Source organism: Bacillus sp. AFS023182 (assembly GCF_002560575.1).
In the GTDB taxonomy this organism is placed as follows: Bacteria; Bacillota; Bacilli; order Bacillales; family Bacillaceae_G; genus Bacillus_A; species Bacillus_A arachidis.
Genome location: NZ_NTRO01000021.1, coordinates 67,375 through 94,372, shown reverse-complemented (window position 1 = coordinate 94,372; position 26,998 = coordinate 67,375). Strand labels below are relative to the sequence as shown.

Sequence of the window (26,998 nt, the reverse complement as noted above, 5' to 3'; positions counted from 1 at the left end):
TCAAAAATATCCGTGTTTTAGTGCATTTATTTCATTTTTTAAAATTCGAATATATTTTTACAAATACGAAAATAATTAATGAGTTTACTATAAAAACACTCATTGATATTTTTCTATTCGAATTATATTTTCAAATGAAATATAAAAATCATTTTTATATTCCATTTGAAAAATCATTAGTTTTATATTTTTTTATAAATGTAATAGGCTTTACATTAACCTATAGCAATTTTGCTTTCTTCCCTTTCCTGTCTCCTTTAATACATATGATTTTACTACGAGATCGGTTAATGAATCTGTTAATGTTTTATATGATAAATTAGATAGTGCTAGCAGATCATTTGTATATAAAATTTTATGTTTTTCTAATAGTAATAATACTAATCGTTCAGATGGCTTTAATGTTTCATCACTTTCTAGTATAAAATCTACATCTTTCATAGGGATATTACATTCTCCTTATTTTTAAAATTACAATTATCGATTATTAATACGAAAATATTATATAATAAATCTGTTATTATTTCAAAATAGCGTAGTATATAGTGCATATTGTTTTAGTTAAAGCTACTCCCTTCGCTTCTTCCATTCCCTTTATAACACCCTTTTGGCAATTTCATGTTAAGATCCCTTCCTTTTTTAGTACAAAAAAGCCTCCACATTCGGAGGCTTCCTTCTATTTTACGATTGGCAATGTTAATTCACTTAATTTCACCGTAAGTTTCGTCCCTGCTTTTGGACGAATCGTATAGTCATAGTCACTTGCAATTAATACGACTCCTATTTGATGCCCAGCTTGGAATACATAATCATCCGGCTGCATGTCCCATGTAAATGAGTAATCTTTTCCTGGTATAATTGGTTCTGAGAAGTTTATTCCATTTAAGTTTTGTGGATCCATCCATCCTCTCGTCACAATTTCAGGTTTTACACCACCATAATCAACAAGCAATGCAGTTAAGTTTGATACGGGGCGATCAATACTACCCTTAAATGAAATTTTTGGTGTACCACTTATTCTCATTTCTTTTTCAAGCTTAGGCATTACATATACTAACCGATTTGGTGATTCTAATTCTGGATTTGCTACTAATTGATTCGTTTTTATTTTTGCATCATCTAATAATGAGGACACTTGTTGTACCGCCCCCATTCGAAGCGGTAAATCTACTGCTTTATTACTTAAAAGCATACGTATTTTAGACGGAGCCGCTGCAGGGTCTGGCCAATTTTCAAGTTTTTGCCACGTTTTATTTTCTCGTTGTACATCTACCATCGGTTCGTTCATAATTCCATTTTCAATTCCGTATAACCAATAATCGAACCATTTATTTTGTGTTTGCTGCCAGTTATTACTTGATGTTCCACCATGTCCCCCTTGATGTAACCACATTTTGCGAGGAACATTATTTTCTCCAAGAGCTTCCCACCACCCTGAAAACTGTTTTGTCTTTACATTCCAATCATTTAAACCATGTACAATAAATACACTTGCCTTTATGTTTTTAGCATCCTTCACGTAGTTACGCTTGTCCCAAAAATCATTATAATCTCCCGTTTTTCGGTCTTGTCCATCAGTTAGCTCTTTCGTGATTTTTTGACAAACTTCAGGATTCTCTCGTGTTAGCACTGCTTCTGCCATATTATCTGTATCTTCACCTTGGTAACCACCTGGTGCAACAACTGCCCCATTTGCACGGTAATAATCATACCAGCTACTAATTGCCGCAATTGGAATAATTGTTTTTAACCCTTCAACTCCTGTTGTTGCAACAGCATTCGGCAATGTTCCATTATAAGATGCACCTGTCATTCCAACATTTCCTGTAGACCAATCTGCTTTTATTTCCTTACCATCTTCTGTGAATGCTTTTGCTCTTCCATTTACCCAATCAATGACAGATTTTGTGCCAAGTATTTCTTGTTCGTCACCAGTTGTTGGGCATCCGTCTGATTTTCCAGTACCAATACTTTCTCCTAAAATAACCGCATATCCACGAGGAACATAGTAATTTCCATATGAACCGAGATTGGCTGGTCCTGCATAAGGTTTGCCTCCAGTAGGATGTAATTCTTCATCAACATTATAAACCGGTACATCTTTTATTCCCGACCGGTAAGGACTCATTTCATAAATAACGGGAACTTTCACATCTAGTTCTGTTTTCGGTCGCATTACTTTTATCGACACACGATCCTGCTTCCCATCTCGGTCACTATCAATCTCAGTTTCTACAAATAAATTTTCTACAATCGCCTCATCAATTGAATAAATAGGTTTCGTCATTCCATTTTCCAACTCAATTCTGGTCGACTGGGCTATTGTTTCTGGCACTTTACCATTTAACGGTAGCGAAGAAAATTTTATCGAACTCTCTTCGTTCTTTTCTGCATGTACTGTAATACTAGAAATACCTGATGTAAGTGTTAAAGAAAACATTGTCGAAAGCGCAATTATAAACTGTTTTTTCTTCAAATCCCTTCCCCCTTTATATTCTTCTATCCCTTCACTATACAATAAAATGACAGAAAATTCAGTTTATAAGAGAGCGAAAACTTGAGAAATTTGTAATATTTTAATCTTTCTTATATAGCTTATATAATTTCTCTAACCCAACATTATATTGCGTGTTATTATCTGTCCAATCTTCTCCTAAATTTCCAGGCCACCCTGATGTATTGGCGACATATTTCAAAAGCGCTAATTCTGTTAACCCCTTGTTTACTCCGCGTTTATAGGAACTCACCATATGCGAGATCGCTATAGTTGCATTCGTTTTTGCATCTTTTAAGTTCTCTTCTGAAAATTGTGCAGGTGCTAATCCGCCTCGATGTAACTGAAATAGCCCAAAAGATGTCCCTTTATCTCCAACAGCTTTTCGATTAAATTTTGTTTCATGATCAGCAATTGCAAGTGGAATCCATTCTGGTACACCGTATTGCTTCGAGATTTCAGTAATTACTAATTTATTATTTTCAATTTCTTTTTGTTTTTCATACTTCATATAAGCGGCATAGCATAAAAGTGTTAACGTACAAATTACTACTATATATTTTAATAATTGTTTCATAGATTCATCTCCTATATCGTTTATGCTTAATTCGGGTATACCTATACTATAAAATGTTCATGTGACATCTATTTGACAGAATAAAATTTTTATAAATAAAAAGAGCTTACGAAAGTAAGCTGAACTGTACCTTGAATCGTGGAAACTCAAAAAAGATGGTTCCGGTATTGTACCGGAACCATCTTTTAAGTGCTTAATTTCTAAAGGTCTTTTTATTAAACGGTCCACTTTATAAGATACAGTTCATTTTTCAATTGTTTTTTCTGTAATTACAGCCTTTTATCAGTGTTTAAAATGTGTTATAAACTTGTTCACAAGTTGCGGCCGTTGGTTGAAAAAAACAGTGTTTTTTATAACGTCCTACAAAGGGCTGATTATACCATTGTTGAGGACAATCGCCTGGTGGCCTAAAATACCACAAACTAAATTTCCCAGGCCAGTACCTCTCTCCATTGATAACTCGACGAGCTAAACGTTTTTCACTTTCTCTTGCTCTTTGATAGAAATATCCATGCGTAACAGCTTCAAATGCATGTTCTTGGAAAATCATTTGTCTAATGGTACGAAGATTTTTAAAGTCAGAGCAATTTGCTCTTAGTCGGTTAATTCCTACATTTCCAACGAGTAACATACCCTGAGTTCCTTCTCCTTCGGCTTCTGCTCTGAGTAATCTTGCTAAAAGTGCAATATCTGCATCTGTAGCGTTAACAACTCCCATAACTCCACCTCCATTATATTTTTCTCTTTATAGCATTGTTTATTGGTCAGGATAATGACTTGTATAATATAGGTTGAGATGTTGTCGACTCGGTATAAAAATAAGGATAAGTTGGGGCAAATGCTTATAAAAAATATTAAAAGTACAGTAACAATTTGTTTCTGTACTTTTTACTGGGATTATCTCCAGATATGAGGTATATGATAAAAATGCTGTGTAAAACAATTTTTCATACATCCCGAAAGACAAATATTTTTTACTGATGGTGGAAGAGAAAAGCAATGGTTACATATATTAGAACATAAAAGTGTAAGGTTATGATGATGCTCTACATACGGTCTCAAGTTTTATCCCTCCAAATTGAGGATTATAGATTACTTTATTCTAAATAAGCACAAAAATTAGATTGTCCATTATGAATCAAACAAATTTAATAAATAAAAGTAGATATGGTCAATAAAACCTTTATTATTAGTTACTTGAAGGTGTAGGCACTTATTACTTAGAACAACTATCTCTATTGGTTCCTTTGGCTTGAATTAGAGAAGGGTTTAGCATTTGATAAACAAGTTATTTCAACGTGTCAAAAACCCAATCATGTAACGTTTGATTATTCATTATGTTTTTTACCTCACTCAATTTACTCCCTCTTTTCTATATACATAAAAAATTGTATTTCCTCTTTTATAATGGAAACACCATAATCAAAACCATGTCGTTCTAAAATGCTCTTTACAATCGCTAGTCCTAATCCAGTTCCTGATATTTCTTTATTGCGTGAGGTCTCTCTAACACATAAAACGGCTCCCAAATTTTTCCGATATCTGTACTTACTTCAGGATCAATTCCGTTTTGAATACTAAAATATACATAACTATTTCTTTCTTCAAACACAATCTTGATATTTTGATTTGTTGTATATTTTATTGCATTTGAAATTAAATTATTAAATACCATTTTCATTTTATCCGAATCTGCATAAATAATCGCATCTCTCGCGCGACAATCCATTTGTAAATGTATATCCTTAGCTTGGAATCCAATTTCATGTTTATCAATTATATTTTTAATAAGCGGTTCTATCCGTACCTCTTCTTTTTGTAATGGGTCTCTTTCTAATTTCGAAAAACGTAATAACTCTTCTATTAAATTTGAAATTTGATCAGTTTGTTTAATAATTGTATCTAAGTATATCCCATCATCAAGACCATCTTTAATCCCTATAGAGTACGCCTTTACTAAAGCTATAGGTGTTTTTAATTCATGGGTAATATCCCCCATAAATCGCTTCAATTTTTCATTTCTATTCGTTAAATCCTGATGAGCTTCATATAATTTATCACTCATAATATTAATACTATTGGCTAAATCGCCAATTTCATCGTTTGTTTTCACTTTTGTTTTCTTAAATTCTAGATTGGAAATATCTTCTGCAACATCTCTTAATTCTTTTAGCGGTGTTGTAATCGTTTTTGATAATATCCAAACAAGTACAATGACAAGAAATATTGCAAATCCAAAAATATATATATTATTTGAGGGAATAGTAAATATGAGGTGTTGTTTCATGTTAAAAAAAATAGGATTCATTTTTCTGTTTTCATTTTTATTATCCGCAAATGTTTTCGCAGAAACAAATAAACAAATCGAAGTTTTTGATTGCCAAAAGGAGATGGTCGTGCAAAAACAATCCCTAGACATAGAAATTCAAAAAGAGGCAATACAATATGCCCAATCCATTACTGGAGCATTTAAAAACCTAAACGTTGTCCCTAAAACTGGCCATATGATAAAAGTCCCTTTATCTAAACCGGTTACCATTACAAATCAATGGATTCATACAACAATAGATGAAGTACTTGTACTCCTTCCACTTAACGAAAAACCTTATATCATGATTTATGATGATGAAAATAATCCACACTTTTATTATGTACAAGGTCATCCGGAACGTTTATTGAAGCATTTAAAAGTAAAATCATAATTACTTATAAAGAAAAAGATTCCATANNTATGGAATCTTTTTCTTTATTTTTTTACCTTGAAAGATTTTATTTTAAATTATTTACGCCGTTTTTTCAAATATCTTTAGATAAGTGAAAATCTTTGTCTATACAGAACCTACAACTTTCTCATCATCTACTTCATATTTTACTAAACAATCATTTTCCAAGACTAGTTCTTTGTCAACTAAGTTACCTGTGACACGATCAACTATTTTTTTATAAACTTTATTTTGTCTGTATACTTTATCTATTTTTTTTACAAAACAATGATCTTCTTCAACGATAGAATACTTATATGGAGGATACTGAGATGCCCTAATTTCTCCGTATATATATTCTTCGTCAAGATGTAGATTGACTTGATAGGTAATATTTGAATTGTTTCTCAATTTGAGATCAATAATACCATTCATCAAAGTGGCACCTGTTCCAAATGGAATTACACGTCCGTAGTCAGGGAATGGATCGAAACTATGACGATATCTTTCCACTGTTTCCAACTCTGAATGAAGAAACATCCAGTAGAGAAGATTCCCTAACTGACAGAGACCACCGCCTATTCCCTTTATCGCTTCGCCATTCATTAGAATAATTCCTTCTTTATATCCAGCCTTTTCATTAGAATTACCAACAAGATGCCAAAATGAAAATGTTTCTCCCGGTCTAATTACTACCTGGTTTATTTTACAGATAGCTAACCTTAAATTGGTGATTTTGTTATATTGCAGCTGTATATCCGTATCACCTAACTTTCTAATAAGCAAAGATTTATGTTTATAAATCCTGTAAGGTAATGGATTTCGCTCAAATGTTTTTGAAAATTTATGCCCTTCAAGACGGTCACTTATTTTTTTAAATAGCCTACGTTGTCTAATTCTAATAGGAATTAAAAAAGGAAATCTTTGCGTTAATAATTTTCTTGCCATTGAGAGTCGAGCTCCTTTACATATTTTTAATCTGTATATTTCAATTTATATTGCTCCAATAATACCGATCTTTCTCATTGATCGTTTAGCTCTTCTCGATTATAGATGAAGTTTCTATCAGAAAAAGTTAATGAACACTTTTCCGGACTCTCTCAGCCATAACGGATACTAAAAATTTCGGAAGGATCAACTGTCGTTTTATTCTTTTAGGCTGTGTTACTAATCTATATAACCATTCTGTACCAGTATCCCTCATTAGTTTTGGAGCTCGTTTTACCGTGCCGGATAAAATATCAATCATACCTCCAATACCAATAGATAAAGGTACGTTTAACCTTTGAAGATTTTCATAAATGAATACTTCTTGCTTAGGAGATCCTAACCCTACCAATAGTAAGTGTGGTTCAAATTTTTGAATGTGAAGTTTGACTTCTTCTAACTGCTCATTTTTGACAAAGCCATGTTGTCCTTCAAAAATAGCATGTGGAAAGCGCATTTTTAAATTTCCTAACGCTTTCTCATTACTTTCTGGTGCAGCACCGAAAAGAAATACACGGTACCCCTCTTGATTACAATACTCTATTAAGTCATGCGTTAAATCTGCACCTGTAACACGCTCTTTCAATGTTCCTTTTAAAATTTTCGAACCGAGTATCACACCTATTCCATCTGCTGTTATTAAATCCGCAGATAGTAAAATGTTTTTGAAATGTACAGATTCCGCTGAAGTTTGTTTGGCCGACATCACAATTTCAGGATTCGCTGTAACAATAAACTTTGGTTTATTTTCCTTTTCAGATAACCAATTTTTTAATAAGTCTATTACTCTCTTATACTCTAAGCTACAAAATGGTATACCTTTTATGTACTGTTGTTCCATTTCTTACATACACTTCCCCTACGTGTTTTCTTATAATAAATGGCTTAAACTTTCTCTTATACACGCTGTAAATACTCATCAATATCCTTATTTATTTGAAGCAATGATTTCTCCCAAAACTCATTATCCGCAAGGTCAATGTCAAAGTATTGTTTCACCAACTCTTCGACTGGGCGCTTTCCAGTCTCACACAAGAATTTTTTATATTTGGAATGAAACTCACCACCATCTTGTTTTGCCATTTCTAATAATCCTAAACTTAGTAGATAACCAAATGTATATGGATAGTTGTAAAAAGGAACATTCGCTGAATAAAATTGGCCATATTTCATCCAAACAAAAGGTTGATATTGAGTTAGAGAATTTCCATAAGCTGCTTTTTGTGAGAGTACAAATAATCTCTCTAATTCATCCGCACTTAAAGGTCCCTTATGAATTTCTTCATAAAATGTTTGCTCAAATTGAAAAGAAGCTCGAATGGCCATTACATAATTAAAGCTGTTTCTGATTTTCCAGCTAAGTAATGATTTTCTCAGTTCTTCACTTTCTGCTGTTTTAACTAAATAATCTACAAGTACCATTTCAAAGAATATGGATGCTGATTCAGCCATACTCATTGGAAGGTAATCATCCAAAAATGCGGTAGACTGCTCATCGCTCATTACATAAAAATGCCATGCATGTCCTAATTCATGTGCTAATATTCTTACACTATCAATTGTTCCATCATACCGTAATGAAATTCGAGACTCTCCTTCACTTAAGAAAGGAGCGCAAAACCCACTAGGAGGCTTATTATCTCGTGGCTCAGCATCTACCCATTCATTCATAATAGCGCATTTTGCAAATTGTGCTAGTTCTTCATCAATTTCCTTTAAGGCATCATAAATATTCTCGATCGCTATTGAAAAAGGAATTTCAATCTGTTCATTTTCTTCTGATGTCATAAGTTTATGCCATGTAAGTGTTTCTTTACTATTTCTATAAAAATCTAAAACACTCGATAACTTTTCAAGATTTCCTTCAATGGCATTCCACATTTCCAATAATGCATTTTTAGAAATCCCGTTTGATTGAAGGGATTGTGACAATACCTCTTTTTCTTGTAAGAGGTTACTTTTTAGATTACGCAATCTGCCCATATGATTTAGCACGCTAGCAAATACCGCTTCCTCCTTTTCCAATGCCTCTGTAAGAGAAGAAAATACCGATAATCTTTCATGATGAGTTTCAGCATTCATCGCAAGATAGTTTGCTTTTCCAAATGAGAATATTTCATTATTATTATGTATTTCTAATTTATTTCGCAATTGTATGTACATATCTTCCCAAGCTTTTAATTCATTTTCTATAAAGTTGATATTTTGATTTTCGGGGAAGTTACTTTTTTCATGATTCGATTCTTGTAGTAATATATGAACTTCTGTTTTCAAAGTATTTATTTTTGTGTGGGGGAAAGCAGTAGTTGCTTCATCTGTTTGTTCAGTAGAAAGGCAATAAAAGTAATACTCTGCCTTTTCGATATTTTGTATAATTTTCGAAAGAATTGCTGGGTCTCGATTTTCTTTATATGTTTCTATTAATTGCTCTATTTTCTCTATTTCTGTAGATAACATAGGGTCTTGTTCTTCAGGATATAGCCTTTTCAAATCCCAATTCGTCGGGTGATCAATTATTTGATTCATGTTATAGCCTCCTACTTTTACAAATAGTTACAATACTGCCTTCATTAGCTAATTATATATGAATTAATATAATTTTCATATCTTTCAATATTCCAACTTTTCAAAGGAGACTCCGCCAGTAATCTTACAAATCTCTCCATACCAATCTTGTACATGTCCATTGTTGTAACATAAAAAGGGATTGATCATACTAATCAATCCCCTTACTTTGACAAAGATATTTATACAAAAAATTGATTTATTTCCAAATTTCATTTACCCATTCAGGATGATCTACAAATGGATTTCGGTTATGTTGATACTTTGTATAGATTATTTCATTACGTTTTCGCTCAAAATCATCAACAGGGTCTTGTTCATTCCATTTTAGTAAGACTGATAATTTCCCCATATATGGATCTTTATTGTTATTTACTTTTTCATTAAGTTCTAAATCTACTTCACCGCTATCTCCTTCATAACGAACAGCCATGTAAAATAACATTCTAGCAATATCGCCTTTCACACTATCACGAGGTTCCCAAGAATCTTTATCGTATTTACACTCTGTCGCTTCTGAATGATTCACACCGCCATTATCAAAATCCAAATTCCCACGTGAACTATTGACTGATACATCCGTAGCTCTTAAATGATGAAGGTCAGTTCCAGGACCTGCAGCCGTTCCAAAATCACCGTGAGATTTTGCCCAAACATGCTCTCGGTTCCAATTATCAACCCCTGAACCATTCGTGAATTTCCCTTGTGAACGTCCTGTATATAAAAGGAGCACATTATTTTTATTATTTGGATCTTCATCAGTATCTCTTAGTGCATCCCAAACTGCACTGTAGGATATCTTTGTATGATTATCAATAATATTATGAAGTTCCTTTTTCAATTCTACTCCCGTTTTCCCCTTCGCGCTATTATAATATGTATCATCATAATTCGCTGCCGCTACACCTTGATTTACTTTTGAAGTCGAAGAAGTGCCTTCACCATATACGGTATCTGTAAACGATAAAGATGAAGAACCTAGAATAAATAATGAAGAAATAGTAAAAATAGCAAGTTTTGTATTTCGGAACACCATATACACATATCCCCTTTAAAATTTAATTTTAACTAATGAACGAAAACAACTCTTTCTAAATACATGAAATATTTCAAAACTACATACACATTTTCTTTTAATATTATAGAAAATCCTATTCAGCCTCTATAAGTTTCCATGCTTTTGGTTTATCCGTTTTTTTCCCTAAAACAATCCAGCTTTTTTCTTTTCCATTTTCTTGATAATTGATTGGATAGCCATCTGTATATAAGAAATATTCAGTTGGATTATTTGGATTTGGATACACTTTAAACTGTGCAGTATTTGTTTTTCGTTTCGCAAGGTGTACCCAATTTGTCATGTTAGAGTAATTTAGGAACACATAATTATCATAGTTGGATTGTGTCATTTTCAGCAGTACACTTTCTCCTCGATGAAGGATTCCGTTATTATCTTTATCAAATACAAACTGAACTGGTGTGCCATGAACTTTATTATCATCTACGTGATTCGATAATAATGCGTAGTCATTAGAAGCATATACTTCAAATGTTAAGCCTCTATTTAGAAACTCACTCGGTACGACGAAGTATTTTTTATTTTCTTGTATTGCTTCTCCCTTAGAATCTTTCACTATCGTATTTTCAATATCTTCAGCAGCCGTTTTGCCAACATATGTTTTAAACCATAAATGGATAAATCCCGCTGTATTTCTTTGGGCTGTTTGCAAGCTCCTCTGAACAGCTGGCATAACTTCTTGCTGCCAAAGAGCATTGTTTCCTTTATTATAGTGAGATTTAATCTCGTCATTGGTAATGTTTCCGATTTCCACTTTTGCGAGTCTCGCTGTTTCATGGATCCACTGTTTTGGATCATTAGAATTCACTAAATTATATACGCCCTCACCATCAGATACTTTATACTGATCCTGAATTGTCGTCACGTAATTTTCAAAAGCACTATGAAACTTTAAAGCACTCATATCGACAGCTGTAAAATTAGCGGCATGCATTGGTTGGGTTGCATCTGTAAAGTAATGCGTCGCAACACCTAAATAATAAAAAGCTTGTTTTCGGTCATCCTTCTTGAAGTATTCACCTGCTAATTTAAAATATTTATCTCCTTGCGAGAGAGCTGTTGGTTCTTCTTCTCCTTTATAATTCTTTCCCGTATCAGGATCATAGAAATGAGATTTCCATCCTCCCCTAATTAGCCCATCGATGCCAATTGTACCTGTACCTCCATCGTTAAATTCATCCAGGTAATCAGCATCATAAAGACCTCTTTCAAATAACTCCTTATATTCAGGCGTATTTAAAAATTGCAATTCATTTTCTTGAACTGTCTTATCTTGATTGCGACTCATAATTTGAATTGCATTTTGTGCAATCCATAAATGTGTACTTTCATTTGAATGATGCGGATGCTCTGCAGACCATCTTTTCACACGTTTATGTTCTTGTTGTTCTTGGTTTTCTTGTTTCATTACTTCTCCTATTCCACAAGCTTGTACTTCTGCTGGGATTACCACTGTACCAGAAGCTATCGCTGTGACAAGAGCCATTGTACATAATTTCTTTTTCATACGAATCTCCTAAACCTTAATTTCATCTATAACGTAAACGGTTTCACTTTAAGCAAAGATACCCTTCTACATTAAAATGTAGTTTAATCATAACTTATATATTTCAATTTATTTATGCAATTATACATATTTGATTACTAGATAAAAATTCTCTATGCAATGAAACAGAAAAACGAAGATTAAAAACAATTTCTATCCAGTTTGTTTTCAGGATACAAGTTCCCCTTGCGGCAATCCTTTATGTATACGAATTTGTCGTATTCGTTTCCCGATTTGCATGTTTCCACCCCGTATTCAAACATTCCTAATAATGAAATAACTATTTAAATACTGATTCTATTTTAATTATACTGTTGTAATTCTATAATTTCTATCCACTTGTTAAAAAAAATTGGTAAAAAAGCCAATTTTTTTATCATTTTTTTATAAAATTTAACTACTTGTTATTAACATAAACGGCATTGTATATTTTAAATATGATAAACTTGCTAGAAAAAAGATTTGAAGCAAATATAAACAATTGTTATTTCTACCCTATCTCTAGCAGCTTGCACTTATTTATTACACAAATATGATGTATGGATTTCTTATCATACATGTGATATTCGATTCATCACACCAACTTATTACATATGGATTTGTCTATTACGTATTCGGAAAAATCAAGACATCTTATTAAACAAAATAACGGTTGTTAAATGAGCTACAAGGAGTTATTGTTTATCGATTATTACAATCAAAAATATTTATTAAATAAGAAGAGGGATGAATATGATTTAGAGAACACATGACAAAAAGGCGCGAAAAATAGTAAGATATGTTGCAGGATTTACTACACTTTTAATACTAGTATCCTTTATTTATCAATGGAATAACGGTTTAAACATTGATACGACTGAGAGAGTTTCTTTCGGACTAGTTCTCACTTCACTACTTTCCTTTGCAGCTTTTTACCCGTAAAAAAACAAATCAATGAATAATAAAAAAGTACTTGAGGATAGACCTCAGGTACTTTTTTTGCAAGATAACATGTTATGTCTAATTATGTTAGCAGTATTCTTAATTGTATAACAAAAAGGATTGATCAAAAGATCAATCCTTTACTCTACTTCATTTAAGAAAAACAGTGTTACAACGCCTGGTCCTGTATGCGCACCGATTGCTGCACCAATTGTATTTACAATAAATACTTCACAGCCAAATTTTTCAGTAATTAATGCCTTTAATGCATTGGCAGTTTCTAAATCATCACCATGTGTGATTCCGATTGTTTGATCTTTCAGGTTCTTTCCTCGACCTTCCATGATATCAACCATTCGGCCTAAAACTTTCTTTCTTCCTCTTATTTTTTCAAGCGGTACAAGCTTTCCTTCTTCAACGTTTAAAATTGGCTTAATGTTTAATAGGCCACCAATAAATCCAGCTACCTTACTTAAACGCCCACCTCTAACAAGATACTGCAGGTCAGCTACAGTAAAGATATGCTCCATATGTTTTGTTAGAAAAGCAATTCGGTTCAAAATTTCTTCCTTTGAAGCACCCTCTTTAGCCATTTTCGCAGCCTCTAATACAACAAGCCCTTGACCAAGTGAAGCGCACTTTGTATTAATAATCTCTAAATCTAAATCCGCATATGTTTCTTTTACTTCTTCTTTAATTACTACTGAAGATTGATATGTACCAGAAAGTTCAGATGAAAAAGCTACATATATACAAGGTGTACCTAGCTTTGCATATGTAACAAATTTTTCTTGAAATGTTTCTAATGATGGTAACGACGTTTTGTACACTTCGCCCTCTCTCATCTTTTGTAACAATTGAGTCGATTCTAACGTTACCCCGTCTAAATACTCAGTTTCCGCTTCATCATATACACGAAGTGGAATCAAATCAATATCGTAAGTTTGCAGCAATTCTTTTGGTAAATCCGCCGCACTATCCGTAATGATTTTGACGCTCATTTTTTAAACCTCTATTCTATTATAAGTATACGAAAAAAGAATAATTACCTTTAAATTATATACGTAAAACACTTGTGAAGAAAGAAAAAGTATTATTAGACTATTCTATGCATGAGATAGCAAGAAATGAACTTCTTTTCAACATGATTTATATGGAGATACGAAACTATTATTTTATTACAAGTCACGTTATCACCTATATAATAGAAATATAAAAACTTTTCAAGGGGTGTATTTTTATGGGAATCAAGTTTGCTTCATTAGAAGATTTAGAATGGATTAATTATCAATATGAAGACGCGGGATTTGTGCCAAGTGACTTGAAAAAGGATAAAGTTGCGATTATAACGTACAACGGAGAATATGCAGGGTTAGGACGTTTAGTATATATTGATCAAAATACGATAGAGATGGGCGGTATTTACATCCTTCCCAAATACAGAGGTTATAAATTAGCTGGAGATCTCGTTTCTTTTTTAGTGCAAGAAGCCAAACAATCAGATGCATCTCATGTCTATTGTATTCCTTTTGAGGAACTTGCGGATTTTTATAAAAAATATGGTTATAAAAATGTTGATACAGATCAAAAAGCTGTTCATCCTATTATCATAGCTAAATATAAGTGGTGCTTACAAGAATACGATAAGAATGTTTTATTGTTTGCACTATAAAATTTTAATCAGTTACGACTGACAGAAGTCTCCTCCCTAACACATGCCTTGAGACAGGAGACTTCTGTTTGAATGCAGTTAAAGTGTATTATACTTTTTCACTTGTAATGGAATGGTAACTACATATAAATCAACCGCATAATAAGTAATCCAAATTCCTTTTCCTTCAGCATCCAGTTTTGATTGAAAAAATTGTTCCGACACTTTTCTTTTCCCCCACTTTTTAGGAAACCATTGAAATACTTTAGGAACATTATACTTCTTGTTAGACCACACTTTTAACCTCCATAGAGCAAAAATAACTACAATCAGGATGATTAAATTTAAAAAATCAGAATATGAAGCTTTCAAAAAAAACACTCCCCCTTTTTATTAAAAATGTAACAACTACCCTCTTAAAATAGCCTTTTTCACAAAAAAATACATGATAGAAAATAGTAAACATGTACCTACTATACCAACAATCGCGATCGAAATTTCACCTGCCATCGTTTCATTTGGATCTAAAACATGAGGGAAAACTGTACCAAAAATTTCCACACACGCTAACATTACCATCGTACCTTTTAAAACTTTCACTTTCTTATTCATACTAATTATCTCCTTACGTCCTTAATAGTGGGAATAATAAGGTTCTTGTTATGAACTGAAAAATAAATTCTTTATTCCTTATAAAATAATACACAATGATAGTATAAAATCCCATCTAAAAATAAGGAAACAATTTCATGTTTTCATCAAAAAACGTTATAATAGATTGTAGCCTCTACGACTATGTTATAAAGGAGAATGAAATAATGGCTAAAATTAAAGTATACCAAGCAAAAGAAGAACACATGGAAACAGTAAAAGACATTATTGATGTTCAAGAAGAAAACCCAACTGCTGAACATTTACAAATGCTATACACATGTGTATTAGATACAGAGGATATGGCATTGCCTGAATCATATATCGAAGAAGATATTTTAATCGATTCTATTGAAGTAATGGTAAATGTGTCTCAAAATAAATTAAGAGACCTAGGCACATACGATGTAATTGAAGTACAAAACAAAGGCAAAAAAACACAAATTTTATTATTAGCAGACGAAGAATACGAAATAATTGAAGGCTAATTGGTTACGTTACATACGAAAAACTCCTTTCTAATCTAGAAAGGAGTTTTTCGTTTTCTATGCTTTTGATGTCTCTGCTTTTATATTTTTTTGTTCCTTCTTATATACCATTCGCTCATTCCCCATAAAGAAGATAAACAAGAATGCTAAACCTGCTGGAACTAATGCCCACATAAATGTCTGAACGATAGAACTCGAAAGTGCATCAATAATTTTATCTAATATTTGCGGTGGAATTTGAGATCTTGCGCCTTCTGAAAGGATTGCTCTTGCATCCCCTAGCGCATTACTATTGATTCCATCGTCCATGCCTTTAAATGCTTCTTCTAATTGATCTTGAAAACCTGTTCTTTGAATCATACCAAAGATAGTAATTCCAAGTGTCATCCCTAGTGAACGAACAAAGTTACTCGTTGAAGTTGCCGATCCTCTTTGATTCATACCGAAATTATGGATTGCAGCCATACTTAATACCGAGAATGAGAAACCTACGCCAAAACCGATAATAATCATATAAATCGTTAACCATACACGACTTGTTTCTGGTGTTAATGTGCTTAGTAAGAACAATCCACCAAGCATAATAACAGCTGAAATAATCATGATATTACGGTAACTTAGCTTTGATGTTAAAAATCCACCTAACTGTGCTGTAACGACTGACCCTAACATCATTGGTAATAGTAATAGACCGGAATTCGTTGCGGACCCGCCATATACTCCTTGAATGAATAAAGGAATATAGACAGTTGCTGACATAAAAGCAGCCCCGTAAAATAAAGCGATAATTGTACTCATCCCAAATAAACGCTGTTTAAACATTTCAAACGATATGATAGGTTCTTCCACTTTTCTTTCGATGAAAATAAACATAATCATTAAAATAGCGAATGCTGCAAATAAACTTAAAATAAAAGTAGAATCCCAATCATACTTCTGTCCGCCAAGTTCTAATGCAAACATTAAGCACACGACTGCACCAACAAGTGTAATTGCACCAAACCAATCGATCTTTTGTTTTTGATGAACGCGTGATTCTTTATAAAAGAATATAATAAAAATAAGTGATAGAACCCCTAGCGGCAAGTTAATATAAAACACCCAGTGCCAGCTAATATAGTCTGTAATATATGCACCAAGTAACGGACCGAAAATACTAGACAATCCAAACACCGCACCAAACAATCCGCCCATTTTCCCTCGTTTTTCGGGCGGAAAGATATCAAATACAATCGTAAATGCAATCGGAACAAGCGCTCCCCCGCCAATACCTTGAATCGCACGATAAATACCTAACTGCGTAATATTTTCTGCTGTACCACAAAGTGCAGAACCAATCATAAAAACAATTAAACCGAAAATAAAGAATTTCTTTCTCCCATACATATCTGATAACTTTCCAAAAATCGGCATCCCTGCCATTTCCGCTACCATATAGGCGGATACGACCCAGACAAAGTTTTCTAATCCGCCTAAATCACCAACAATCGTTCCCATTGCTGTCACAACAATGGTATTATCCATTGATGCCATTAAAATCCCTAGCAATAAACCGGCAACTACAAAGCCGAGTTTACTATCCTTTGCAACCATGTGTCTTACTCTCCCTCTTAATACCTATATTTGTTTATGATCTTTTACAACTGATTTTCCTTTTTGATTAAAACTAGTATGGTATTCTACAACACCAATTTCACACCTAGGACCAATGGTAACATTGTTTCCCCTTACTACTTCAGCTATTGTATGTTCTAAATAAATATCATCCCCTTCAATAAGGCTTGCTTGAAGGGTACCAGTATGGGGTGTAAAAGGCATAAATCTAGATTTTTTTTGTACCGTAATCTTTTTGCCACCTATTTCTCGTATTTTGCTTCCTTCATAACGGAGTGTAATATGAATATTTTCAGCATTTAATAGACCTTCACTTTCAAGTCCACCTGTTAATAATAGCTCTTCTACTTCAATATCCTCCTTAACATGTAAAGCTCCTTTAATATCTACAACATTTCCAGATAATTTGCCTTTGACTTCAAACATACCTCTCACTTTCATCTTCTCAACGTGGCCATTACCTTGTACTTGCGTATTTCCATACACTTTCACATATTCTGCCTGTATATTTCCTTGAACTTCACTTTCTCCATAGACGACATAATTTTTTGCCTTCATATCACCAGAAACATCACTCGTTCCATACGTCTTAAATTCATTACAACTAACATGGTTAGAAATCGTTCCTTCACCACGGATTTTCACTTTATTATAAGCTCCACCTGCTGAACTACCTGATCCGTTCACAGTGAAACTATGCTGATTTCCCATATCTATTCCTCACTTCCTCCCAAAATTAAACTTGCTGAATTTCTTTTACTTTCGCATTTTTATCCACATGAAGAACTCCCGTATATTCAATCAGTCCAATCTCACAATTTGGCCCTACCGTAACATTGTTCCCTCTTACTGTTTTGATTTGTACGTGATCAATATCTATATTGTCACCTTCTAATAATTCAGCTTCTAAGTGCGACCCAAACACTGTTTTAAAAAGTCTACTAAATGCTGTTTCTCTATGCCTTACTTTAATTGTTTGACCACCTATTTCTTTTGCTCTACATGTACCGTGAATATCGATGTCAATTTCATCGGCGCTTAGTAGACCTCCAATTGTAAACTGTCCTTCTGACGAAAAGATATCTACTTCACAATTACCGTCAATAGTCGCTTGCCCGCGGATTTTAAGCTCTTCACCTTTCAAAGTACCACCAATTGCTCCTTTTCCAGCAATTTTCAAATCGTTAGCCGTTACATCTTTTGTAATCGTTGCTTTTCCATCAATTCGCATATTTTCAGTGCTTACTGTACCGTCAACTTTACCAGACCCACTAATTTTTGCGCTCTTGCTTTTTAAATCACCATTTACACTACCAGAACCGTTACATTCAAAGTTGTCACATTCAACATTCCCGTTCACAGTTCCTTTTCCGTTTAATTGTACTTTATGAAACTCCCCACCATTAGAAGAACCGTAACCATTTATAATTAAATTTTCTGTACGCACTATTTCTCCTCCACTATAATAGTTTTGATTTTAACGTTTCTGTATATTGCATAATTGTTAAACGTACAACTACCTTCGTACCTTTCTCGAAAAATAAATCATCTACATTTGATACTAAGAAGCATGTAGAAATACCGAGTTTACGAGCCACAACTAATTCACTATTCTTTTGTTTCATGATTTCATAATGTTCTTGAAATACTTGCAGTATCATCTTGCCTTCTTCCAAGCTAATTTCTCCGGATTGAAGCAATTCCTCTAAAATAAATACATAAAGAATATCTACAAACTGAAATTCTGCCTGTTTATTCATTTGTTCTATAAAAAATTGTACAACCGGTTCTGAAGCAATACCCTTTCGGATGATGTCTTCTTTCATGAAAGAAATCTCAGATACACTTGGTGAAAACATATTTGCTAATTCATCAAGCGATAGGTCTTCTTTCATCGTTTGAATTTTATCAATACGCTCTAATATCTTTTCTTTCGGAAAAAATGTTTCTTGCCCTGTAAAAGTCGATTTCCTGATAAACCAATCTTCTGGTATTAAATTCTTTCGTTTCCACCTATATAGCTGCCCGTATGAAATACCAGTCAGTTCCAATAAATCTTTTTTTGAAATTAAATCTGTACTCAACTGTATAACACTCCTTCCTGATAACAATGTAACATAACACTGTTACATTGTAAATGAGTGTTTTCCATAAATATGCATAATCATGTTCACAACCAGACGTTTATTCCACATAAAAAAGACCCTTTCGTATGCCATTTCATTTCGAAAGAGTCCCTTTATATCAAGGTTTAAACCATATATGGTAAAAATCAATCCATCCTTGAGAATTAATTCTTATATTTTGTACTTTTTCATGTGTACTTATGTGCTGTTTATTACGATATAAAGGAATAATATGAATGTTACGTAACAATGTGTCCTCCACATCGCGTAACAATGTCATTCGTTTTTCTGCATTCGGTTCATTAAAGTACGCATGTAATTGTTTATTAAAGTCTAGAGAGCTATGTTGATTTATAAAACTATTTTTTGCAAGAAACATTTGTAAAAAACTTAGCTCTATTTTCTCACTAATTGTGGCGCTATCATGAATCAAATCCGCTTGTTCCATTGTTTCCGCTCGTAATAATTCCAGTGCATCGAGAAAATGTATTTCAATTGTAATTCCGTACTTTGCACATTCTTTTTGAATCCACTTAGAATCTTCCACATGATCTTGTTCTTTAAACGTATATAAGTATAATACTTCGCCACTATATTCGCTCTTTTGTAGAAGAGTGTTCACACCCTCATTTATGCTCCAAGTTGCACGATTTGCTAGTAATAATTCATCTGCTCCCTCACCGCGTTCTCCCTCTAACTCATCTATTATTTTATTACTATGAATTATTCCATATAATGCTTGCCTAAATGTACTATTTTGCAAAGGTCCTTGTTTTTTAGTATTTAACGTAACATACGTTACGTTAGATTCCATTTTAGAAAGTTCTTTATGAGGGTTCTCTATCTCTTTATGCTCAGCTTTCATCGAAACGTCATATTCATCCGTACTTTTCGGCACATTCCAAAGTTCAATTCGATCAAGAAATGGTCGTTCACGAAAGTATGAATTATGTACTTCTAATACAAAGATAGAATCGTTATTTTCTCGTAATTTAAATGGCCCTGTTCCACTTACATTCCCTTCTTCATCTTCCGTTACAATAGAACACTGTTCTGCACCTAGAATATGTAATAGCAACTTATTTTCTGTATGCAAGTATATCTCCACAATATGTTCATTTACAATATGGATTCTTTCAACATGCTGCAACATCCACAAGTACGGATTATCCTCCCTATTCATAAATCTATCGAATGAGTAGACAACATCATGAGCTGTGAAACGTTTACCATTATGAAATTGCACACCTTTACGCAAATAAAAAGTCCACACTTTTTGGTCGTCATTATACTCCCAATGAAACGCAAGTCTCGGCTCTATTACATTGGTACTTTCGTTCACATATACAAGCGTGTCGTAAACATGTTTCACCATATGACATTCTGAACGCATTGTAGCATATACAGGATCCAATAGAATCTTCGGACGCATTTCAACTTGTAAACGAAGTACATCTTGTCTACCTTGAGTCGTCATTTCAATTTGATAACCAAATATTGAATTTATCCAAGTTTGGAATTGTTTTTGCAGCATTGGAAAATACTCCATATATTGTTCAACAAATTCTTTTCCGCCTTTTACATCCCCCTGTTTCGTTATTTCTTTCCCCTTTTCTAAAATTAATACAGCGGGATCTTTTTGAAACCATACCTTTGATCGATTCCCTCTCCCGCGTCCTGGAGACCAACAAACCCATCCTAGCTCTTCTAATTTTTTTATAATAAATTTACTGTTTCTATCAGTACAAAACAATGTTTCAGATATATTTTGTAATGTTATTTCTATTTTTTCTCCCTCTGGTCTCCCTTTTCCATACCGGATCCAAAGCTGAACGTACTGATCTAAAATAACCATATTCATCCCCCTAAAAGGTGAAAAATCCCACTCTTTCATTCTACCCTTTTTCATTCCTTGCTTCTATCTTAAGATTTCCATATAGAAAGGAGGAAATAAAGAATGAAAACTCTTATAAAACGTTATAGTAAACCGATTTGGATTCGACTACTAGGTGAATTGTTAACAAGAACAACTGAGGCGATGTTAGCAATAATTTTTATTGTACATGTCAATAAAGCTTTAGAAGGAAATGTCGTCCTGACGATGCTTCTCTTTGGCTTGCAACCACTTTCTGATATCATATTCACAATCATTGCTGGAGGCGTAACAGATAAGTACGGTAGAAAGAAAATTATGTTACTTGGATTATTCATACAGGCAATTGCAATCGGTGGATTTGTTTTCGCTGCATCAGTCCCGTTCTTTGCTTTGTTATATGTAATGAATGGTGTTGGCCGCTCCCTATACATTCCTGCTCAGCGTGCTCAAATTGCAGATTTAACTGCGCCAGAACAACAAGCGGAAATATTTGCTGTTCTTCAATCAGTGGGAGCAGTCGGAGCTGTAATTGGTCCGTTCATTAGTGCCTTTATTTATAACAGTCATCCTGAATACTTATTTATAATTCAAGCTATGGCTCTCCTGCTATATGCCATTCTCGTATGGACGCAGCTTCCCGAAACAGCGCCAATCATTCAAACAGCTCAAAAATCAACACAAGTCACAACAAAGAAAGAATTTATTTTTAAGCATTATGCCGTATTCGGACTTATGATATCTACTCTTCCGATTAGCTTTTTCTATGCTCAAACTGAAACAAATTATCGTGTATTTGCAGAGAATATCTTTCCAAATTTCTTATTCGTTCTCGCATTCATTTCAACTTGTAGAGCAATTATGGAAATCATACTACAAGTTGGTCTTGTCAAATGGTCTGAACGATTTTCAATGCCAAAAATCATCATGATTTCATATGTTTTTTATACATTGGCAGCCATCGGTTATGGTTATTCTACAACATTATGGTCACTCTTCTTTACATTGCTTTTCCTTACAATTGGTGAAAGCATTGCTTTAAATCACTTACTCCGCTTTGTTTCAGGAATCGCACCAAGTCACATGCGCGGATTATATTTTTCCATTTACGGCATACACTGGGACATTTCTCGAACATGCGGTCCCGTTATTGGAGCAATGGTATTAGGCCATGTAAACGGCAGTACCCTATTTTATATTTGTGCTTGCTTATTAATAATCGGTGGAATCATCCAAACCTATTTTGTTTCTTCTGTAGAGCGCAACAAATCAAAAGAGCTGTCTTTGTAAAAGAACAGCTTTTTTCTTCTCTTTACTAACCAGCACCATTATTCATGTTATCTTCTAGAGAAAATACAGAGATACGATCCTTGGATAATTACTTTTAATGCAATTTGTTGTATCCCCGCCGGTTATTCGTTTATACCGATCGTAATATTACAGGCGCTTATGAGAAAAAATTAGATATAAGTACTGTTTTGAAAAAATAAACCATTAAAAAAAGCTGCCCATTAAAGAGCAGCCCTAAATATGTATTTATACCTCAATATCTTTACCATCTTCAACAATATGGTACAGTAAATGAGCCAAATGATGAATCGGACCATACTCTTCCTCTTCTTCATCTGTTTCACCTTGGAACTCAAGATCATTTAAGTATAATGCTAAAAATTGATAGAATAATTTCAAATCAAATCCATAGCAAGCACTTGGTTCTTCGTGATCTCCTTCATATTGTAACATTAAGTATTGCTCGTTTCCTTCTGCATCTTCCGCATCAAAGAATACAAAGAATCCTACATTTGTATCTAAATCAAATAGATGGCGAGTACCGTTTTCTGTTACTTTATTGAAGTCCTCTTCACTTAATTTATGTACTGTTGTTGCTTTTGCATTGTCTTCTTGATGAAAGTTTACTGTAAATGATTTCAATGCTGACACCTCCTGATTGTATAACAGTAGCATAACAGATTAGGACAAATAATACAAAAATGGATTGCTGACAATTGACAGCAATCCACTTAATTCACTTTCGCAATGCACGCAGTAATAAGCTAACAATAAATATTAAAATGATTGCACCAATTAATGCTGGAATAATTGCATAACCTCCGATAACCGGTCCAAACGTACCCAATAATAATGTTCCAAGCCAAGAACCAATAATCCCAGCAATAATATTTCCAATTACACCACCAGGTACATCTTTACCAACGATTAAACTTGCTAGCCACCCTAAAATACCACCAACAATTAATGACCATATGAATGCCATATTATTTCCTCCTTCATATCATAAAAAAATAATCCTAAATCATCGCTTACCATTAGTTATGTTACTTTTTTTATTAAGTTATACTTTTAACTTGTGTGTTGTAAAAATACGATTAACCCAAACGATTTAAAGTAACACTGCCATCGTCAACAAGGATTTTACGGGAGACATAATCTATATCTTTATTCTTTGATCTAATTATTCAAGATTGGGTTTAATGGGTGCATGTATAATCCCCCAAAGGCTCCACAAACAGAACGCATGTTTTTTTTATTTTTCTTAAGATTCAGTAAAATGAACATATGAAAAGGGGAGCATAAATTGAACAAAGTCGATTTACTATTATTAAACCCATCAGAAGTGAGAAGACGAAGCATAAAAGTTTGGACAACTATTCCTGAGGATACATTAGATTGGAGACCAGATGCTGAGGCATTAAGTTGTAAAGAGATGATAAGACATGTTTTAGAAGCTGAATACATTTATCTGCAAATATTAAAAAATCAAGGTGATGCACAAAATGTAACGTCACCTTATGAGACAAGAGCATTTACATCTGTTTCGGACGAACTCCATTTTGCACAACCATACCATGAACTGTTTATTGATTTTATAAAATCTTTATCAAATGAAGAATTAGAAAATATAAAAATAAATCGTTCAAACCTAACTGAACTTGGATACACGGGATATATTCGCTCTTTAGGTGATATGCTACTACGAATGCGTATCATGAAAGTGTTCATACAGGACAAATATTAGATTATATGAGAACGATGCAGATAGATCGACCAGGTATTTGGGACTAAGGTGCTTGATATTTACACATTGAAGAGAATAATTCTCTATTCGGCGGAATAATTGATCCTAGGCCGTGATTTCCATGGATTTCCGAAAAAACAAAGGATCTTCCGCCATCATTGGTCGGCTCGCTCCTTTCATTATTTTTTACCTTCGTAACATAAACATTTCAGTTACAATCTCAAGGATATCAATATTACATGTTTTATCAGCACAATTTAAAGCAGCCGCATCATTGATACCAAAATCTCCAAAAAAAGATTGTTTTTTATTAACTCTCTTCCCCCTCCTTATCATATTCTACTATTATTAGTATGTGAAAAAGACAAGGCGGTGAAACAATAAAAAATAAAAAAGCCACCTATTTGCTGGCAGCTATAAAGAGATAATACAATTGTTTTCCTTATATTCAACTAACGTTCATTTTTTAAATATGAATACAACTTAGTTAGCTTTCATTTTCCTCTTAAAACCTAAAACAGCAATTACAAAGATAATAATCGTATTGCCAACTACCCATAATAAAGGTACAACCAGATCACGGTATTCACCAGATAAAGCAAATCGTGTAGCATCAACCGCATGAGCAAATGGCAATGCGTAACCGATTGTTTTAATTGTACCACCCATCATATCTAACTTGAACCAAGTGCCACTTAACCATGTGGAAATGAAACAAGTTTATCATATTTAGCGAGAAGACCTCTACCTCAAGCGCGTAACGGTAGGTGGGGGGAGTTCAATGTTAAAGGACTTTATTATTAACAGCAGTTTCCCTCTTTTTATAAGACAAATATGCTAATACATTCTTACTTGCATCATATTTGGGATTATTTCCTTTTCTTGGCTCCCTAACATGTGTCTTCTCAAATCCAGGAATTTCAGGCATGCTCTCCAAAAATTCGACAATTTCTTTTTCAGTTCCCTCAATACGTACACGAATCATTTTTACTACTCCTCAATCTTGTTTTTCTCCATATTAAGTATAACGTATCTGGAAAAGGCTGCAAGATAATTATCTTTTTAAAGTTGGGCTTTTTTGACATACAAAGAGCGCCATCTCAGTATAAAACGATTCTACTTTATTATTTTCAAAACAAATTTTGAAAAACTCCTTTATTTCATTTGAAGTCTTCATCATACAATCTGTTAACTTTGAGCGCGTTTGCTGTGGCACATCCATCATGTCGCACCACCAATCAAAATTAAATTGTTTCTCAAATGTAATACATGATCGCATTTGCAAACCGTTTTTTTCTAATAATGAAATCCATTCTGTTTTTGTCAAAGCCCGCTCGTGACTCGGATCACGTTTCTTCTCAATAAAATTATAAAATGTATCATACTCTGGATTTTCTGGAGAAACATTATCAATTAAAACGAAAAAACCCATTTCTTCTAATACTCGATGTACTTCCTGAATGAACTGAGATGGATTTTGGAAATGATGTGCTGCAATACGACATACTACTGTATCAAATGACGCATTAGAGAATGGTAAATTCTCAGCATTTCCAGCTACAAATGAAACGTTATCATGTCCATTAGAATGAATAAATTCTTTTGCTTTTTCCAACATTTGTTCCGTTAAATCAAGAGCAACTACACTTTTGAATAATGGTGCTAATGTATTCGCTACATGTCCACCTCCTGTAGCAATATCAAGAAGACGAGCATTTTTATGATCTTGAACTTGCTGCATTAAGTATTGCAAATCTGACCCTTTTGCATGAATTTGACTTTTGACATACTTTTCAGCGTTACTACCAAATTGAGTCTTTATAAGTTCTTCATTATTCATTCTGGATCAACTTCTTTCAACATATATTTACATATTCTTTTTCAGCAAGAATATATAAATATCCTCTTTTCATCGTAGTATAGAAGTTTATTTGTACCTTCTCTTTTTAACTTCGCCAAAATCCCCTCTATATTTTTATCACGCCAAGCATACACTCTTTACGCAACGAAACACCGTTTGAATAATAAAAAAATCCTGAGAAATAACGATTCTCAGAATTTTCACTTTAAAAATATTCTTAATTCAAATCTGTAAGCAGTTCGTTTTCCCATGCAATTGTATTCACGTATGAGTCCTTACTTCTAAACATTCTAAGCGTATAATTAAGATTGTACTTGTCCTGATTTATAAATTCTGTGTCCAATTTATTAAAATGACTACCGATATGAAAAGCAAGAAAATACTCGTTCCAATCCGAATAGGAGTTTTGGGCAAGTTTTGCTGCTTGCACCATGTAATGATTCGCTTCCTTTTTGGATAAATAACCTAATCTCCTACCAATCCGGCTCAAACAAATACACCATGCATAATCAAATGCAGCAATCCCCGAATCCGGTAACATATGTAACCCATGATTAGCGACATAAAGTTTTTCATAGTCGGGTTGATCTTTAGGTAACTGTTTCCTCCTCGCTTCTGAAAGAGGGCTTAATTGATTGCGCATAGAATTAAATTCGTAACGCGACCCCTCTTCTAAAAACCACTCAATTCTCTCTTTTAGCGCTGCTGGTTCTTGACAACCACATTTTCTCAGCGCTTTTTTTAAATGCTTTTTACCAAGTATACGGTCTCTTATGAAAGTAAATTCATATTCAGTATAATAATTCATAAGAAAATGAGTATCCAAACAT

General features: G+C 33.5%; 27 protein-coding genes and 3 pseudogenes. 5 read left to right on the top strand and 25 right to left on the bottom strand.

The features are described 5' to 3' along the window. Positions 1–210: 210 nt before the first annotated feature. The 5 genes and pseudogenes from CN288_RS11045 to CN288_RS11025 all read right to left on the bottom strand — a co-directional run. Complete coding sequence (locus CN288_RS11045) at positions 211–441, bottom strand: hypothetical protein (protein ID WP_098302272.1); 231 nt, start codon at positions 439–441, stop codon at positions 211–213. Positions 442–676: 235 nt separating this feature from the next. Further along, on the bottom strand, positions 677–2,476 hold the full coding sequence (locus tag CN288_RS11040; protein WP_026591037.1) for a Xaa-Pro dipeptidyl-peptidase: 1,800 nt from the start codon (positions 2,474–2,476) through the stop codon (positions 677–679). Between the two features lie 100 nt (positions 2,477–2,576). Beyond that, positions 2,577–3,071 (bottom strand): transglycosylase SLT domain-containing protein, encoded by a 495-nt coding sequence (locus tag CN288_RS11035; protein WP_026591038.1) that lies wholly within the window; start codon positions 3,069–3,071, stop codon positions 2,577–2,579. 289 nt (positions 3,072–3,360) lie between these two features. Further along, a complete protein-coding gene (locus tag CN288_RS11030) occupies positions 3,361–3,789 on the bottom strand; it encodes a cell wall hydrolase (protein WP_003198028.1) in 429 nt (142 codons plus the stop codon). Between the two features lie 640 nt (positions 3,790–4,429). Then, a pseudogene (locus CN288_RS11025) lies at positions 4,430–5,346 on the bottom strand (sensor histidine kinase); the annotation flags it as partial. Positions 5,347–5,356: 10 nt separating this feature from the next. Here CN288_RS11025 and CN288_RS28260 point away from each other — a divergent pair. Further along, complete coding sequence (locus CN288_RS28260; protein WP_026591041.1) at positions 5,357–5,773, top strand: hypothetical protein; 417 nt, start codon at positions 5,357–5,359, stop codon at positions 5,771–5,773. 126 nt (positions 5,774–5,899) lie between these two features. Here the strand turns inward: CN288_RS28260 and CN288_RS11015 are convergent, their stop codons facing one another. The 6 genes from CN288_RS11015 to CN288_RS10985 all read right to left on the bottom strand — a co-directional run bounded on the left by CN288_RS11015 (position 5,900) and on the right by CN288_RS10985 (position 13,868). Next, entirely contained in the window at positions 5,900–6,721 is an 822-nt protein-coding gene (locus CN288_RS11015; protein ID WP_026591042.1) for a VanW family protein, read from the bottom strand. Positions 6,722–6,848: 127 nt separating this feature from the next. After that, on the bottom strand, positions 6,849–7,601 hold the full coding sequence (locus CN288_RS11010; RefSeq protein WP_098302270.1) for a WecB/TagA/CpsF family glycosyltransferase: 753 nt from the start codon (positions 7,599–7,601) through the stop codon (positions 6,849–6,851). A 56-nt stretch (positions 7,602–7,657) separates the two neighbouring features. Next, the gene (locus CN288_RS11005; RefSeq protein ID WP_098302269.1) at positions 7,658–9,286 is read right to left on the bottom strand and encodes a M3 family metallopeptidase; all 1,629 of its coding nucleotides are present in this window, start codon (positions 9,284–9,286) and stop codon (positions 7,658–7,660) included. A 238-nt stretch (positions 9,287–9,524) separates the two neighbouring features. Continuing rightward, positions 9,525–10,361, bottom strand: coding sequence for an endonuclease I family protein (locus CN288_RS11000; protein ID WP_026591045.1), 837 nt, complete (start codon positions 10,359–10,361; stop codon positions 9,525–9,527). 115 nt (positions 10,362–10,476) lie between these two features. Then, positions 10,477–11,907 carry a zinc dependent phospholipase C family protein gene (locus tag CN288_RS10995; RefSeq protein WP_098302268.1) on the bottom strand — a complete coding sequence of 477 codons (1,431 nt, stop codon included), beginning with the start codon at positions 11,905–11,907 and terminating at the stop codon, positions 10,477–10,479. 1,100 nt (positions 11,908–13,007) lie between these two features. After that, positions 13,008–13,868: a DegV family protein gene (locus CN288_RS10985; protein WP_026591047.1), complete on the bottom strand. Its 861-nt coding sequence runs from the start codon at positions 13,866–13,868 to the stop codon at positions 13,008–13,010. A gap of 239 nt (positions 13,869–14,107) precedes the next feature. Here CN288_RS10985 and CN288_RS10980 point away from each other — a divergent pair, with 239 nt between their 5' ends. Beyond that, entirely contained in the window at positions 14,108–14,539 is a 432-nt protein-coding gene (locus tag CN288_RS10980) for a GNAT family N-acetyltransferase (protein ID WP_026591048.1), read from the top strand. A 78-nt stretch (positions 14,540–14,617) separates the two neighbouring features. Here CN288_RS10980 and CN288_RS10975 read toward each other — a convergent pair whose 3' ends face one another. Continuing rightward, positions 14,618–14,899: a hypothetical protein gene (locus tag CN288_RS10975; protein ID WP_441296554.1), complete on the bottom strand. Its 282-nt coding sequence runs from the start codon at positions 14,897–14,899 to the stop codon at positions 14,618–14,620. Positions 14,900–14,926: 27 nt separating this feature from the next. Beyond that, the gene (locus CN288_RS10970; RefSeq protein WP_098302267.1) at positions 14,927–15,130 is read right to left on the bottom strand and encodes a hypothetical protein; all 204 of its coding nucleotides are present in this window, start codon (positions 15,128–15,130) and stop codon (positions 14,927–14,929) included. A gap of 206 nt (positions 15,131–15,336) precedes the next feature. Between CN288_RS10970 and CN288_RS10965 the strand changes: the two genes are divergently transcribed. Beyond that, positions 15,337–15,657: a hypothetical protein gene (locus CN288_RS10965; RefSeq protein ID WP_026591051.1), complete on the top strand. Its 321-nt coding sequence runs from the start codon at positions 15,337–15,339 to the stop codon at positions 15,655–15,657. 57 nt (positions 15,658–15,714) lie between these two features. Here the strand turns inward: CN288_RS10965 and CN288_RS10960 are convergent, their stop codons facing one another. From CN288_RS10960 to CN288_RS10940, 5 genes are all read right to left on the bottom strand, one after another. Then, the gene (locus CN288_RS10960) at positions 15,715–17,250 is read right to left on the bottom strand and encodes an MDR family MFS transporter (protein ID WP_098302266.1); all 1,536 of its coding nucleotides are present in this window, start codon (positions 17,248–17,250) and stop codon (positions 15,715–15,717) included. Between the two features lie 24 nt (positions 17,251–17,274). After that, positions 17,275–17,982, bottom strand: a complete 708-nt coding sequence (locus CN288_RS10955) for a cytoplasmic protein (RefSeq protein WP_098302265.1) — start codon at positions 17,980–17,982, stop codon at positions 17,275–17,277. A 25-nt stretch (positions 17,983–18,007) separates the two neighbouring features. Next, the gene (locus CN288_RS10950) at positions 18,008–18,718 is read right to left on the bottom strand and encodes a polymer-forming cytoskeletal protein (protein WP_026591054.1); all 711 of its coding nucleotides are present in this window, start codon (positions 18,716–18,718) and stop codon (positions 18,008–18,010) included. A gap of 13 nt (positions 18,719–18,731) precedes the next feature. Beyond that, complete coding sequence (locus tag CN288_RS10945; protein WP_098302264.1) at positions 18,732–19,355, bottom strand: YhbD family protein; 624 nt, start codon at positions 19,353–19,355, stop codon at positions 18,732–18,734. 160 nt (positions 19,356–19,515) lie between these two features. Then, the gene (locus CN288_RS10940) at positions 19,516–21,306 is read right to left on the bottom strand and encodes an SgrR family transcriptional regulator (RefSeq protein ID WP_026591056.1); all 1,791 of its coding nucleotides are present in this window, start codon (positions 21,304–21,306) and stop codon (positions 19,516–19,518) included. A gap of 48 nt (positions 21,307–21,354) precedes the next feature. Between CN288_RS10940 and CN288_RS10935 the strand changes: the two genes are divergently transcribed. Beyond that, a complete protein-coding gene (locus CN288_RS10935) occupies positions 21,355–22,560 on the top strand; it encodes an MDR family MFS transporter (protein WP_090689783.1) in 1,206 nt (401 codons plus the stop codon). 246 nt (positions 22,561–22,806) lie between these two features. On the opposite strand, the gene CN288_RS10930 is transcribed toward CN288_RS10935, so the two are convergent. Beyond that, entirely contained in the window at positions 22,807–23,202 is a 396-nt protein-coding gene (locus CN288_RS10930; protein ID WP_141527950.1) for a cytosolic protein, read from the bottom strand. A 94-nt stretch (positions 23,203–23,296) separates the two neighbouring features. After that, positions 23,297–23,545, bottom strand: coding sequence for a GlsB/YeaQ/YmgE family stress response membrane protein (locus tag CN288_RS10925; protein ID WP_026591059.1), 249 nt, complete (start codon positions 23,543–23,545; stop codon positions 23,297–23,299). A 321-nt stretch (positions 23,546–23,866) separates the two neighbouring features. Here CN288_RS10925 and CN288_RS10920 point away from each other — a divergent pair. Then, positions 23,867–24,354: pseudogene (locus tag CN288_RS10920) on the top strand (DinB family protein). Here CN288_RS10920 and CN288_RS29535 read toward each other — a convergent pair. From CN288_RS29535 to CN288_RS10895, 5 genes and pseudogenes are all read right to left on the bottom strand, one after another. Beyond that, positions 24,354–24,675 (bottom strand): annotated as a pseudogene (locus CN288_RS29535) (nucleoside hydrolase); the annotation flags it as partial. The pseudogenes CN288_RS10920 and CN288_RS29535 sit on opposite strands and share 1 nt — an antisense overlap. Positions 24,676–24,790: 115 nt before the next feature. Further along, on the bottom strand, positions 24,791–24,979 hold the full coding sequence (locus CN288_RS10910) for a hypothetical protein (protein WP_231503912.1): 189 nt from the start codon (positions 24,977–24,979) through the stop codon (positions 24,791–24,793). 112 nt (positions 24,980–25,091) lie between these two features. Next, positions 25,092–25,292, bottom strand: a complete 201-nt coding sequence (locus tag CN288_RS10905) for a YvzF family protein (RefSeq protein ID WP_026591061.1) — start codon at positions 25,290–25,292, stop codon at positions 25,092–25,094. A gap of 69 nt (positions 25,293–25,361) precedes the next feature. After that, positions 25,362–26,147: a class I SAM-dependent methyltransferase gene (locus tag CN288_RS10900; RefSeq protein ID WP_026591062.1), complete on the bottom strand. Its 786-nt coding sequence runs from the start codon at positions 26,145–26,147 to the stop codon at positions 25,362–25,364. Between the two features lie 238 nt (positions 26,148–26,385). Beyond that, positions 26,386–26,994: a DUF1266 domain-containing protein gene (locus tag CN288_RS10895; RefSeq protein ID WP_243765202.1), complete on the bottom strand. Its 609-nt coding sequence runs from the start codon at positions 26,992–26,994 to the stop codon at positions 26,386–26,388. Positions 26,995–26,998 lie beyond the last annotated feature (4 nt).

Bases quoted from the DNA above. Each gene is read 5' to 3' on its own strand.
- CN288_RS10985 (WP_026591047.1), bottom strand. From the start codon at position 13,868: ATGAGCGTCAAAATCATTACGGATAGTGCGGCGGATTTACCAAAAGAA.
- CN288_RS11035 (WP_026591038.1), bottom strand. From the start codon at position 3,071: ATGAAACAATTATTAAAATATATAGTAGTAATTTGTACGTTAACACTT.
- CN288_RS11000 (WP_026591045.1), bottom strand. From the start codon at position 10,361: ATGGTGTTCCGAAATACAAAACTTGCTATTTTTACTATTTCTTCATTA.
- CN288_RS11045 (WP_098302272.1), bottom strand. From the start codon at position 441: ATGAAAGATGTAGATTTTATACTAGAAAGTGATGAAACATTAAAGCCA.
- CN288_RS11005 (WP_098302269.1), bottom strand. From the start codon at position 9,286: ATGAATCAAATAATTGATCACCCGACGAATTGGGATTTGAAAAGGCTA.
- CN288_RS10965 (WP_026591051.1), top strand. From the start codon at position 15,337: ATGGCTAAAATTAAAGTATACCAAGCAAAAGAAGAACACATGGAAACA.
- CN288_RS10940 (WP_026591056.1), bottom strand. From the start codon at position 21,306: ATGAAAAAGGGTAGAATGAAAGAGTGGGATTTTTCACCTTTTAGGGGG.
- CN288_RS10900 (WP_026591062.1), bottom strand. From the start codon at position 26,147: ATGAATAATGAAGAACTTATAAAGACTCAATTTGGTAGTAACGCTGAA.
- CN288_RS10970 (WP_098302267.1), bottom strand. From the start codon at position 15,130: ATGAATAAGAAAGTGAAAGTTTTAAAAGGTACGATGGTAATGTTAGCG.
- CN288_RS10955 (WP_098302265.1), bottom strand. From the start codon at position 17,982: ATGGGAAATCAGCATAGTTTCACTGTGAACGGATCAGGTAGTTCAGCA.
- CN288_RS10960 (WP_098302266.1), bottom strand. From the start codon at position 17,250: ATGGTTGCAAAGGATAGTAAACTCGGCTTTGTAGTTGCCGGTTTATTG.
- CN288_RS10925 (WP_026591059.1), bottom strand. From the start codon at position 23,545: ATGGCATTCATATGGTCATTAATTGTTGGTGGTATTTTAGGGTGGCTA.
- CN288_RS10905 (WP_026591061.1), bottom strand. From the start codon at position 25,292: ATGATTCGTGTACGTATTGAGGGAACTGAAAAAGAAATTGTCGAATTT.
- CN288_RS10935 (WP_090689783.1), top strand. From the start codon at position 21,355: ATGAAAACTCTTATAAAACGTTATAGTAAACCGATTTGGATTCGACTA.
- CN288_RS10995 (WP_098302268.1), bottom strand. From the start codon at position 11,907: ATGAAAAAGAAATTATGTACAATGGCTCTTGTCACAGCGATAGCTTCT.
- CN288_RS10910 (WP_231503912.1), bottom strand. From the start codon at position 24,979: ATGATGGGTGGTACAATTAAAACAATCGGTTACGCATTGCCATTTGCT.
- CN288_RS10980 (WP_026591048.1), top strand. From the start codon at position 14,108: ATGGGAATCAAGTTTGCTTCATTAGAAGATTTAGAATGGATTAATTAT.
- CN288_RS28260 (WP_026591041.1), top strand. From the start codon at position 5,357: ATGTTAAAAAAAATAGGATTCATTTTTCTGTTTTCATTTTTATTATCC.
- CN288_RS11015 (WP_026591042.1), bottom strand. From the start codon at position 6,721: ATGGCAAGAAAATTATTAACGCAAAGATTTCCTTTTTTAATTCCTATT.
- CN288_RS11030 (WP_003198028.1), bottom strand. From the start codon at position 3,789: ATGGGAGTTGTTAACGCTACAGATGCAGATATTGCACTTTTAGCAAGA.
- CN288_RS11010 (WP_098302270.1), bottom strand. From the start codon at position 7,601: ATGGAACAACAGTACATAAAAGGTATACCATTTTGTAGCTTAGAGTAT.